Raw genomic sequence first — 12,148 nt, 5'->3', positions numbered from 1 at the left:
GGGCGTTGGCGGCGGCCTGTTCCTCGGCGCCGCGCAGGGCCCGGGAGATGCTCAGCCCCGCCGCGGGGCCGGCTCCGGTCCCGGCGGTCATGAGAGCACCACCGCGGCAGCGGTCAGGGAGCAGCCGATGACGGCGAAGCAGGTGCGCAGCAGGTGCCAGTCACGCCACTGGATGCGCGGGTCCTCCCAGCCCGGCCCGAGGTCTTCGGGCTGCGTCTTCTTGACCCGGTTGTTGATGGGTACGTTGCGCGTCTGCGAGACGACGGCGACGCCGGCCATCGCCAGGGCGCCGGCGATGAAGAGCACGCGTGGTCCGCTCTCGTCGGCGCCGACGGCGAAGGCCGCGTCGATGACGACGGAGCCGCTCACGATGAACGGCATGATGCGGTCGTACCGCTTGCCGAGCAGCTTGTGTGTGTCGACGTAGCGCTCGGGCGGCATCGCGATCAGGGCGGGCATGACGCTGACCGCCACGGCGAACAGCACCCCCGCCACCAAGCCGGTGCCCAACAGCACCAGCACACTCAGGGTTTCCACCACGTCCCTGGTCCTCCCGTCCAGCAGGGGTCAGCAGCGCTCTGACGGTTTCAGCCGGGCCTCGCGTGCCGCTCGAAGCGGTCTGGACGGACCGGACCGTGACCGAAGGCGGCCGAAAGGACGCCGCGGGGCGCGTTCACAGCCCGAGCGGTCCTCTAGCCGAGCGGTGTTCGCTGGCAGGGAGTGTCCGGAACCGCATCGAGACGGAACGGCATCGAGACAAGGGAGCACATCCGGTGGCGGAGCGAACCGACGTACTGATCGTGGGCGGCAGCATGGTGGGCCTGGCGCAGGCCCTGTTCCTGGCCCAGCAGGGCATCCGGTCGATCCTTGTGGAACGCCATGCGCACATCTCGGCACATCCGCGGGCCCAGGCTGCGAGCCCCCGCACGATGGAGCTGATGCGTGCGCTGGGCTTGGAGCAGAAGGTGCGCGCGCAGGAGAATCCGCATGCCCAGTACGGCGACATCCTGCAGGTGGAGTCGCTCACGGGCCGCGAGCTGGGCCGTTTCGACGGGCCGTTCCGTCACGATCCGAACGAGGTCAGTACGACCGGATGGACCTTGATAGGGCAGGACCGCTTCGAGCCCCTGTTGCGTGCCAAGGCCGAGGAGCTGGGGGCGGACATCCGCTTCGCCACCGAGATGGTGCGCTACGAGCAGGACGCCGACGGGGTCACCGCTGTGCTGCGGGATGTGCGGAGCGGCGAAGAGAACACTGTCCGCGCCCCGTACATGGTGGCGGCGGACGGCTTTCGCAGCACTGTCCGCGAGGGGCTGGGAATCGGCACGCACGGTCAGGGTGTCTTCGGTCGCCAGATGAACGTCATCTTCCACGCGGCGCTCGACGAGTACGTGGCGGACCGCCGGTTCTTCCTCTGCTTCGTCAGCAACGACAAGGTCAAGGGCGTACTCGGCCGGCTCGACGACGCGGACCGCTGGGTGCTGGCGCCGAGCTTGCCTCCGCAGGAGACCCACGCCGAGTACTCCGAGGAGGACTGCGTCGAGATGGTGCGCGCCGCGGTCGGCGTGCCGGATCTGGAGGTGGCCGTCGAGTCGAGCACCAGCTGGGAGGTCGCCGCGCGCATCGCTGACCGGTTCCGCTCCGGACGGGTGTTCCTGACCGGGGACGCGGCCCACGTGATGCCACCCACAGGTGGGTTCGGCGGCAACATGGGGGTGCAGGACGCGCACAACCTGGCGTGGAAGCTGGCGTCGGTCCTGCGCGGGCAGGCCGGTGCCGAACTCTTGGACACCTACGAGCAGGAGCGGGTCCCGGTCGCGGAGTTCACCGTCGAGCAGGGCGTGATCCGCTATCTGCAGCGCAGCGGTCTGGACGAGGAGGTCGCGGCCCGGCACCGGCCGGAGACCACTGTGCTGTTCGGTCATGCCTACCGTTCGGGCGCGGTGCTGCCGGAGTCCGGCGGGGACGAAGGCCCCCTGGTGGAGGACCCGACCCAGCCGTCGGGGCGTCCCGGCACCCGGGCACCGCACTTCCAGCTGCGGGCCGGCGGCGCCGACACCCCGCTGCACGACCTGCTCAAGGGCGGCTGGTGGCTGCTGGCCGGTCCCGATGCCGGGTTGTGGGAGCGGGCGGCCGGACAGGTGTCCCGGCTCACCGGCCTCGTCTTCGACTTTCACGAAGTGGGCGGGGAGGAGCCGGTCGAGGTGACCGAGGGCTTCCTGAAGAAGTACGGGATCACGACCGGCGGCGCCGTGCTCGTCCGCCCGGACGGGTTCGTGGCCTGGCGCTCGGTCGAACAGCCCGCGGACCCGGCGGTCGAGCTGTCAGCCGCCGTTCAGCTGCTGCTCGGGCGCTCGGCCTGAGCCGCAGCCGTAAGGGGCACCGGCCCGCTCGCTCGTCACGGGCCGGCCGCGGCAGCACCGGAGCCGGTCATCCGGCCGGATGACCGAAGACCGGCGCGCCTCCCGGAGATCCGGGAGGCGCGCCGGTCCTGCGTGGCGTTGCCGACGGTCAGGCGAGCCTGAGTATGTCCCGCAGCAGGCCGGTCACGGTCCGGCCGACGTCGCCCTGGAGGCTGCCTTCGGAGCGCCAGGCGACGATGCCGTCGGGGCGGACCAGGACCGCGCCGCCGTCCCCGAGGCCGTAGCGCTCCTTGAAGGTGCCCTCCGTGTCGGAGTAGTCGCCGTTCGCACCGATGCCGCGGACGTTGAGAACCAGACCGAGTTCGCGGCCGACGTCAGCCGCTGCCGCCCATGGGGCGGCCGGGCCCGCGGTGAGCAGCGTGAAGCCGACCGGGAAGAGATCGACGGTGGAGAACGGGCCGTGGGCGCCCTCGATGACCACGTGCGGGGCACGGGCGCCGGGGCGGCTGCTGGGCTTGTCCGGATTCTCGGTGATGTTCCGGCCCTCGGCCTCATCACCGGCGAACGCACCGGCCGGGTAGACATATCCGAAGGTCATCGTCGTCTCGTCGACCAGGTCCTTGGCGACGTCCTGGAACTGCTTGCCCTCGCGGACGGCGAAACGCAGCATCGCCTGGCGGACCGTCTCCTGGGCGACCGGACGGCGTTCGGCGTCGTATGAGGCGAGCAGCGCCGGCCCGGCCTTGCCCGAGAGTACGAGGGCCAGCTTCCAGGCCAGGTTGTAGGCGTCCTGGATGCCGGTGCTGGCGCCGAAGGCGCCGGTGGGCGGCATCACGTGCGCGGCGTCGCCGGCGATGAGGTGGCGGCCGCGTACGAAGGTGTCCGCGACCCGCGCCGAGATGTCCCAGGCCGGCATGTCGACCGACTCGATGGTCAGCGGCAGGTCCGGGACGCCGACCGCGGCGCGGACCAGTTCGACGCAGCGCTCCTGCGTGAAGTCCTCGGCGCTCTGGCCCTTGTCGGGGAAGAAGGAGACGTTGATGACCCACTTGCGGTCGTTGTCGATCGGGATGATCGTGCCTCGGACTTCAGGGTTGTTGACGTAGGCGGCGATGATCTTCCGGCCGCGAAGCGGTTCCTCGAGGTCGGCGTCGAAGAAGAAGCTGACCAGATTGGTGAGGGTGCCGCGGCCGTGGGAACCGATGCCGAGGAGTTCGCGGACCGGGCTGCGGCTGCCGTCCGCGGCGATGACGTACTCGGTGTGCAGCTCGGTGCTTTCGCCGGTGCCGACGTCGGTGAGGGTCGCGGTCACGCCGTCGGCGTCCTCGGTGACGGCGTCCAGACGGGTGTGGAAGCGCAGGTCGACGCCGACCTCCTCGGCCCGCTTGCGCAGGATGGGCTCGAGCTGGTTCTGGTCGATCAGGGTCCACTGGGCGGGGCTGATCCGGCTGATGTCCTCGATGGAGGCATTGGGCATGCGGACCCGCTCGTTGCCGGCGAGGGTCTCGACATGTACCAGGTCGGTGTTGCCGGAGATCGGCGAACGGCCTGACCTGACGCGCTCCTCCATGCCCACCGCGCGGTAGAGCTCCATGGTGCGCGGGTTGATGGCCCGGGCCTTGGGGTGGGTGGAGGTCCCGGGGTGACGCTCGACAAGCGTGGATCTCACCCCGTGGTGGGCGAGGAACACGGCGGCGGACAGGCCTGTGAGGCCACCGCCGACGATGAGGACGGGAACGTTCTCCTGGCTCATGCTGCTTCCTTGGGTGGTCGGGTCGGGCGGCTGCGTCTGAGCGGTCATCGCGTGGCGGTGACCAGCGTGTGGGTGCCGAGCAGCGGCTCCGCGGTGCTGCTGGTGAAGCCGGCCTCGGTGAGCCAGGTGCGGACGTCGCCGACGCGGTACTCGGAGCCGTCCTGGCTGACCAGGCGCATGTGCAGGCTGGAGAGCAGGCGTTCGGCGTCGCGACGCTCGTCGTCGATCATCCGGTCGTAGATGAGGACCTGGCCGCCGGGGTTGGTCGCGGAGAAGACGCGGTGCAGCAGATCCTGGCGCCGGTCGGTGTCGAAGCCGTGCAGGATGTGGCCGAGCACGATGACGTCGGCCTTCGGGATGTCGTCCGTGAAGAAGTCGCCGCCGGTGAACTCGATGCGGTCGTTCAGGCCCAGGCGGGTGGTGTGCTCGGTGAAGAGCGGGCGGGTGCGCTCCAGGTCGAAGACCCCGGCCTTGAGGTGCGGGTGTTCCTTGACCAGGACGGAGGCGAGGTTTCCGCGCGCGCCACCGAGATCGACGAAGGACGTGTGGCTGCTCCAGTCGACGGCGCCGGCGATCTCGATGCCCATGCGGTCGCTGTAGGCGTCGAGGCCCGCGAAGAAGCGCTTCATCTTCCCCGGGTCCTTGTGTTTGTCCCCGACGAAGCCGCCCTTGTCGGGGTCGAGGTGTTGCGGGGCTCCGGTGGTGAGGGCCTCGGTGAGCCGCCCCCAGGTGCCGTACAGGGTCTCGTTGGTCAGCTCGACGAAGCCGCCCAGGTAGGTGGCGGTGCCCGGGACGAGGTACGCCTCGGCCAGTGGTCCGTTGCCGTACTGGTCCCCCGTACGCTCCAGCAGGCCCAGGCCGGCCAGCGCGTCGAGGAAGTCGGCGGCCATGCGCTTGTGCAGGCCGGTCGCGGCGACGACGTGGTCCGCACCGGCAGGGCCCTCGGCGAGGGCGGCGAACACGCCGAGGGTCACCGCACTGTGCAGCACCTTGGCTGCGCAGTCCGCGATGGTCAGCTTGATCAGCGGACCGGGGTCGACCGCCGCGGCCGTCGTACGGTCATCGGTCGTTGTCACGCGAGCCTCCTAGCGAGCCGTGAGGGACCGCTTCGGTCCTGCTCCTGACGATGGCCGGTTCGCGTGGAGTCCCGCTCGAAGCGCTCTGAAGCGCGAGCGTCGGGTGCCTGCCCCGGGCACGCCGAAAGTGCCGCCCCTGCCGCGAGTCGCGGTGGGGGCGGCACTTCCGGCCTTGAGTCACATACGGGGGATGATGTGATCAGGCCGTTTCGGGGGTGCTGTCGGCCGAGGCCGGGCCCTCGGCCTGTTGGTCCCCTCCGTGGTGGCGGGACCGGAGCTTGAGGTTCTTCATGAGCAGGGTGAGGACCAGGCCGAGCGCGAGGATCGGCACCGCGGCGGTGAACACCGGGGTGAGTGAGGCGGAGTACGACTCCTCGATGGCGCTGCGCACCGGGGCGGCGAGCGTGTCCAGGACCTCGTTCGAGGAGAGCGAGTTGTGTTCGATGCCGTTGAGCGCGCCGGCCGGCACGCGGGTGGCGAGCTCGTCGGTGAGGCGGCCGTAGAAGATTGCGGCGAAGAGCGAGATCCCTATCGACGTGCCGAAGGAGCGGCCGAAGGTCACGGTGCCGGAGACAGCTCCCATGTCCTGCGGGGGCGCGGTGTTCTGGGCGGCCTGCGTGAAGACCTGGGCGGAGAGACCTGAGGCGAAGCCGAAGACGGCCATGTAGAGGATGGCGAGGGCGCGCGGGGTCTCGGTGTCCATGGTGGACAGCAGGAGAGCGCCGATGATGCCGAGGGCCATGCTCAGGATGGGAAAGACCTTGTACCTGCCGGTCTTTCCGATGATCCTGCTGGAGCCCACGGAGGAGAGCACGAGGCCCAGCATCATCGGCAGCAGGATGAAGCCGGATGTGGTGGGGCTGGCACCGGTGACGACCTGGACGTACAGGGCGAGGAACTGGACGGCGCCGACGAAGACGATGCCGCAGATGATGGTGCCGAGCAGCGAGATGGTGAAGGTGGAGTCCCTGAAGAGGCGCAGCGGCACGATCGGCTCCACGGCGGTGGACTCCGCCTTGATGAACAGGCCGAGGAACAGCAGGGTGCCGAGGCCGAGGCCGATGATCTGCGGAGAGGCCCATGCGTACTCGACACCACCCCACGACGTGAGGAGGGTGAGGGCGATGATGGCCCCGGAAAGGGTGACGATGCCGGCGTAGTCGAGCTTGGCCCCCCCGCGGACCGTCCTGGGCAGGTGAAGGTACCTGGCGAGCAGGACGACGATCACGGCGCCGACGGGCAGGTTGACCAGGAAGACCCAGTGCCAGCTGAGCGCGTCGGTCAGCATGCCGCCGATCGCGGGGCCGGCGAGGGAGGCACCGGCGAAGACCATGCCGAACATGCCGTAGTACTTGGCGCCTTCACGCGGGGTGAACAGGTCACCGATGATGGCGAGGACGGAGACGAACAGGCCTCCGGCGCCCAGGCCCTGCACGACGCGGAAGACGATGAGCTGCTCCATGGAGCCGGCCGCGCCGGCGAGCGCGGAGCCCAGCAGGAACAGGCCCATCGCCGAGAGGTAGGTGACCTTGCGGCCGAAGAGGTCGCCGAGCTTGCCGTAGACCGGCGTGGTGACGCTGGAGGCGATGACGTAGGCGATGGTCACCCACGCGAAGAGGTCGATACCGCCGAGGTCGCCCGCGATGCGGGGCAGGGCGGTGGCGACGATCTGCAGGTCGAGGATGGCCACGAAGGCGGAGAGCATGCAGGCGACCATGACCGGGGTGGTCCTGGTGCCGGAGGGGTGCAGGCCCCCGGGTACCTGAGCAGTGGGAGCGGGCAAGGTGGTGCCGCCTTTCGGATCGGTGTGTGCTCCCCGTCGCACCGGCCGCTCGAAGCGGGTCGGCGTCACCTGGCTCTTGGCCCCGAAAAGGGCTCAGGGGAATCTTTACTGCGGGACCGTGAGGGCGGCTGACCTGTCCTGGCTGACCGGCCGGCCGCCTGCTCAGCGGCGTCTCAGGGAACGAGAACGATCTTGCCGAGCTGTGCGCGCGCCTCCAGGAGCTCGTGAGCCTTGACGGCCTCGTCGAGCGGAAGGCGGTCGTGCACGATCGGCTTCACCTGGCCGGAAGCGATGAGCTCGAACAGGTGGCGCCGCCCCTCGGCGACGGCGTCCTGCTTGTTGTAGAGCATCGCGTAGAGGCTGAAGCCCGCAACGTTCTTCATTCGGGACAGGGCGAGGGTGGGCAGATCCGGGATGTCGCCGGAGGCCGAACCGTAGAAGACGAGGGTGCCGAACTGGGCGGTGATGCCCAGGGATTTCAGCAGGACGTCGCCGCCGACGGTCTCGAGGACGATGTCGGCGCCGCGGCCGTCGGTGGCGGCGAGGACCTGGTCGGTCCAGTCCTCGTCGCTGTAGTTGATGGTGACGTCGGCGCCGAGTTCGCGCGCGAAGTCGAGCTTGGCCTGGGTACTGGCGGTGGCGATGACCTTGCCGGCGCCGAGAGCCTTGGCGATCTGGACGGCCAGGTGGCCGACGCCGCCGGAGGCCGCGTCGACCAGGATGGTCTGGCCGGGCTGGAGGCGGCCGGCTTCCCTGATCGCGTGGTACGCGGTCTGGGCCGGGCTGGGCAGGAGGGTCGCCGCGGCGGCGTCGAGGTCCTGCGGGATCTTGATGAGCCAGTCGGTGCCGGCGACGACGTAGTCGGCGTAGGCACTCTGGTCGATGTCGCCGACGACGCGGTCACCGACGGCGAAGCCGGTGACGCCGTCACCGACCGCCTCGATCGTGCCGGCGACATCGCCGCCGGGCGCACCGGGAAGCCCGGCGTGGCCGCCGATCGGAATGCCCTGACGGCGCTGGACCTCGGCGAAGGTGACTCCGATGGCCTCGGCGCGGATCAGGACCTGGCCCGTCCCGGGCTGCGGCTTCTCCACCTCTTCGAGGCGCAGTACGGACGGTGCGCCGTGCTCGTAGTGGCGGATGATTCGCATGATTTCTCCAAACAGGTTTCCGTCGGGCCGTCGCGGATCGCTGTCGCCTAGCCCGGATACATGTGCATGCTTGCATGCATTTGATTGTACGTCCACATCGTTTAAGTGATGCAGGCATTCTTTGCCAGTCCCTTACGGACGGCGGCCGGGTCAGCTGAAGACCGCGCGGGTCGGGTCGGTGACTCCGGCCCAGGTCTCGATGGCCGTACGCAGGCCCTCGGCGATCTCGGCAGGCGAGGCACTGCGGTCCGCGGCCCAGGCCACGTAACCGTCGGGGCGAATGAGCACACCGGCCAGCTCCGGCTCGTCCTCGCACTCGGCGACGACTCGGAGGACACGGCCGGCCCAGTCGAGCGGCGCGGCCCACTTCTCGTACTCCTCGGCGATCTCCGGCCGGCCGGCCAGGTCGAGCAGGACGAAGTTGCCGCGGCGCAGGAACTTCGGGAGGGTCTCGACCTTCTCCTCGGTTTTGAGCCTCAGGTCGCGGGCGAAGTCGCCGAGCAGCCGGTGCGCGGGGCCCGGCAGGTCGTAGCGGACTCGTACACCGCTGAGCATCTCGGCGACGTGACGGTTGACCTGATCCTTCTGCATGAGGTCCTGGAAGAGCTCGCGCAGCTGGGTGACGTAGGGGTCGGGGTTCATCAGCGCGATCTGGGCGCGGGTGTTGGCCAGCACCTGACGCGCAGGCTCCTGGCGCTCCTCGTCGTATGTGTCGAGCAGCCCCTCTCCGCCCCAGCCGTTGATGTCGGCGCAAAGCTTCCAGCCGAGGTTGAGCGCGTCCTGCAGGCCCAGGTTGACCCCCTGGCCGCCGACCGGGAAGTGGGTGTGGGCGGCATCGCCGGCGAGCAGGATGCGGCCCCTGCGGTAGGTCTCGGCCTGGCAGGCGGAGTCGGTGAACCAGGAGAGCCAGCGCGGCTCGGAGGCGCCCATGTCGTCGCCCCAGACCTCGCGGACGCTGTCCTTGAACTCCTCGAAGCCGAGCTCGGTGCCCGCTTCCCTGCCCTTCTCGAAGTCGAAGGTGGCCACCCGGTGGTACTTCTCGTCGAGCGGCACACAGAAGAGCAGCCCGCTCTCGGTGCGCTCCATGCCCATCGGGGCGTTCTCACGGTCGGCGAGGACGACGTCGGCCAGCCGCGCGGTGACGCGGCCGCCGGTGCCGGGGAAGGCGATCGCCGCGGACCTGCGGACCAGACTGCGGCCGCCGTCGGTTCCGACGACGTACTGCGCGCGCAGGGTGTACGACCCCTCAGGGCCGATGACGTCGACCTCGGCGCCGTCCTGGTCCTGGCGGACGGCCGTGACCTCGTGGCCGCGGCGGATCGTGCAGCCGAACTCCTCGGCGCGCTCTTCGAGCAGGCGCTCGGTCCGGGTCTGCTCGGAGAGCAGGGCGTAGTTGTGGGCACTGTCCAGGAGCGAGAAATCGACCCAGACGTCGAGGCCCGCGAAGTGACCGTTGCTCCACGAGCGGGCACCGTCGCGGAAGCGGTCGGCCAGACCTCGGCGATCGAGGGACTCCAGCGAGCGCGCGTGCAGCCCGAACGCCTTGGAGTGGGGGGTGCGCTCGGTGAGCTTCTCCAGTACGACGGCCTTGGCGCGGCCGATACGGAGCTCGGAGGCGAGCAGCATGCCCACCGGGCCGCCGCCGACGATGATCACGTCGAAGTCGAAGTCCTTGGTGTCCGGCATTGCGATCCTTCCAGGGGGATGGAGGTGGTTTTGATCGGAGGAAAATTATATGCTTGACAACATGCAACAGATTGCGAGCATACACATGCTCGCTGTCCTCAATCGCCGCGCCTAGGATGTTTGCCATGGAGACCTCGACCACCAGGCAGAAGCCCACCCAGCTCCCGTCCACGCAGGGCCCACTGGCCGCCGTGGACCCGCTCGACGCGGTCGGTCCGGCCTTCTCGCGGCTGCGCCGTGCTTCAGCGCTGAACGTGGAAAGCCCGGTGTCCCGGAAGGACATGACGCGGACGCTGGTGCTCAACATCGTGGACGAGGGACCCGAGCACGACGGGCAGGAGATCACCGTCGGCGTCGTCGCCGAGCGGCTGGCCGTGGACCCCTCCGTGGCCAGCCGCATGGTCACCGACTGCATCTCCGCCGGATACCTGATCCGCGCCGCATCTCAGCAGGACGGGCGCCGCACGATCCTGCAGATGACGGACGAGGGACTGGCGATGCTGGCGGCCTTCCGCCGGCATCAGCGGGCGGCCTTTGAGTTCATCACCCGGGACTGGCCCGATGACGAACGTCAGCAGCTCGCCCGTCTGCTGATCAAGTACGTCGACTCGGTCGCGCAGGCACAGAGTGCCTCCGCCAACAGCTGACCTCCGGTCATCGCGCCAGAACGGCGCGCAGCACCCCTCCGAGCGCCCTGCCCCGCTCACCGGCGGGGACGCCCTCACGTGTACGCCAGGCGACGATGCCGTCGGGGCGGACCAGCACGGCGCCCGCCGCGCCCACTCCGTACGCCTCGGCCCAGCGGCCCTCCACGTCGGTCAGCGCACCCTCCCCGGCGGCCGGTGCGATGTGGTGAAAGGTCAGGTCCAGGCCCAGCTCCGATGCAGCCGTTGCGGCCGCCTCCGCCCAGGATCCGCCCTCGGCCCCGGCAAGCAGCACGAAGCCGTCGCCGAACAGGTCGAGCGTGGTCACCGGCGCGACGTCGCGCTCCAGCACCACATACGGGGCGCGAGTGCCCGGCTCGCCGCGCAGATCACGCGGATCGGAGGTCAGCGGCAGCCGCTCCGCGCCCTCCTCGTCGACGAACGCACCGGAAGGGTAGGCCTGTCCCATGGTGACGCGCATCGCGTCGTGAGTGGCGGCCCGCTGTTCCTCGGTCGCGGTCCGGGACCGTACGGCGAGCTGAAGTGACCCCTGCTGCGCGGTGTACACGCCGACCGGCCGGCGCTCGTCCTGGTACGTGTCCAGCAGCGCACGGCCGGCGGTGCCCTCGAGTACCGAAGCCAGTTTCCAGCTCAGGTTGAAGGCGTCGGCGATGCCGGTGTTGGCGCCGTACCCCCCGGTGGGCGGGATCTGGTGGGCGGCGTCGCCCGCGATGAGTACACGGCCGTGCACGAAGTCGTCGGTGACCAGCTCCGCCATGTCCCACGGGAAGCGGGAGCGGATGGTGACTTCGACCTCGTCCGAGCCGATGGCGGCGGAGACCAGTTCGGTGCAGCGGGCATCGGTGAAATCGTCCAGCCCCTCACCCTTCGCAGGGTCGTAGCCGACGATCAGAGTGCCCTCGGTGAGGGTGTCGTCGTGAACGAGGATGCCCGTGACCTTGTTGTTCTCGACGTGGACCACGCTGTAGCGGCGTTCACCCAGCACTGCGCCGAAGTCCGCGCCGAACGCGATGCTCACGTGCCGGGAGAGCACGCCCCGGCCTTCCCGCTCGGCCCCGAGGGACTCGCGCACGGAGCTGCGCGGCCCGTCGGCCGCCACCAGGTAGTCGGCCGCCACAGTGGTCTCACTGCCGTCGGCGCCGCGGACGACGGCGCTGACCCCCTCGTCGTCCTGGGTGAAGGAGAGGAGCTCGGTGCTGAACCGCAGGTCGGCACCGAGCTCCTCGGCGCGGGCGCGCAGGATCGGCTCCAGGCGGTCCTGGGGCAGCAGCAGCAGGGGGGAAGGAGTCAGGTCCGCGAGCTCGTCTCCGCCCTCCAGTTCCTCCTTGGCGAAGAAGACCTTGCCCGAGAGGGACTCGACGCCCGCGCGGGTCTTGTGCTTCTCGAAGCCGGCGGCGGCGGCCTTGGCGGCTTCCTCCACACCGACCGTGGCCAGCAGCTCGGCGGTGCGCGGGTAGTAGCCGACCGCGCGGGGGTGGATGGAGGTGCTGGGATGCCGTTCGACCAAGGTGACCGGCACCTTGTGATGGGCGAGGAAGACGGCGGTGGACAGGCCGACGAGGCTGCCACCGACGATCAGTACACGTGTGCCGCTGCTACTCACAAAGAACCCCTCTCGCGGTTTCCGGTCTGTGCGGATCGTGGCAGTGACCGGTGGACCAGAACTCGAAC

9 protein-coding genes are annotated in these 12,148 nt (G+C 69.7%); 2 read left to right on the top strand and 7 right to left on the bottom strand.

Translation table 11 applies throughout. The annotated features are described in order from the left end of the window. Positions 1 to 87: 87 nt before the first annotated feature. On the bottom strand, positions 88 to 540 hold the full coding sequence (locus tag OG488_RS39145; protein WP_329239553.1) for an anthrone oxygenase family protein: 453 nt from the start codon (positions 538 to 540) through the stop codon (positions 88 to 90). 233 nt (positions 541 to 773) lie between these two features. Between OG488_RS39145 and OG488_RS39140 the strand changes: the two genes are divergently transcribed. Continuing rightward, positions 774 to 2,363, top strand: a complete 1,590-nt coding sequence (locus tag OG488_RS39140) for an FAD-dependent monooxygenase (protein WP_329239550.1) — start codon at positions 774 to 776, stop codon at positions 2,361 to 2,363. Between the two features lie 148 nt (positions 2,364 to 2,511). On the opposite strand, the gene OG488_RS39135 is transcribed toward OG488_RS39140, so the two are convergent. From OG488_RS39135 to OG488_RS39115, 5 genes are all read right to left on the bottom strand, one after another. Further along, a complete protein-coding gene (locus OG488_RS39135) occupies positions 2,512 to 4,116 on the bottom strand; it encodes an FAD-dependent oxidoreductase (protein WP_329239547.1) in 1,605 nt (534 codons plus the stop codon). Between the two features lie 44 nt (positions 4,117 to 4,160). Further along, positions 4,161 to 5,192 (bottom strand): methyltransferase, encoded by a 1,032-nt coding sequence (locus OG488_RS39130; protein ID WP_329239545.1) that lies wholly within the window; start codon positions 5,190 to 5,192, stop codon positions 4,161 to 4,163. A 199-nt stretch (positions 5,193 to 5,391) separates the two neighbouring features. After that, positions 5,392 to 6,975, bottom strand: coding sequence for an MDR family MFS transporter (locus tag OG488_RS39125; protein WP_329239543.1), 1,584 nt, complete (start codon positions 6,973 to 6,975; stop codon positions 5,392 to 5,394). A 173-nt stretch (positions 6,976 to 7,148) separates the two neighbouring features. Continuing rightward, positions 7,149 to 8,126 (bottom strand): quinone oxidoreductase family protein, encoded by a 978-nt coding sequence (locus tag OG488_RS39120; RefSeq protein WP_329239540.1) that lies wholly within the window; start codon positions 8,124 to 8,126, stop codon positions 7,149 to 7,151. A gap of 150 nt (positions 8,127 to 8,276) precedes the next feature. Further along, a complete protein-coding gene (locus tag OG488_RS39115) occupies positions 8,277 to 9,812 on the bottom strand; it encodes an FAD-dependent monooxygenase (protein ID WP_329239538.1) in 1,536 nt (511 codons plus the stop codon). Between the two features lie 125 nt (positions 9,813 to 9,937). Between OG488_RS39115 and OG488_RS39110 the strand changes: the two genes are divergently transcribed. Further along, positions 9,938 to 10,459 carry a MarR family winged helix-turn-helix transcriptional regulator gene (locus tag OG488_RS39110; protein ID WP_329239535.1) on the top strand — a complete coding sequence of 174 codons (522 nt, stop codon included), beginning with the start codon at positions 9,938 to 9,940 and terminating at the stop codon, positions 10,457 to 10,459. A 7-nt stretch (positions 10,460 to 10,466) separates the two neighbouring features. On the opposite strand, the gene OG488_RS39105 is transcribed toward OG488_RS39110, so the two are convergent. Beyond that, complete coding sequence (locus OG488_RS39105) at positions 10,467 to 12,080, bottom strand: FAD-dependent oxidoreductase (protein ID WP_329239533.1); 1,614 nt, start codon at positions 12,078 to 12,080, stop codon at positions 10,467 to 10,469. Between the last annotated feature and the right edge of the window lie 68 nt (positions 12,081 to 12,148).

This window comes from Streptomyces sp. NBC_01460 (genome assembly GCF_036227405.1).
Taxonomy (GTDB): domain Bacteria; phylum Actinomycetota; class Actinomycetes; order Streptomycetales; family Streptomycetaceae; genus Streptomyces.
Note: the sequence above shows the minus strand (reverse complement) of the source record. Positions and strands in the feature narration are given on the sequence as shown.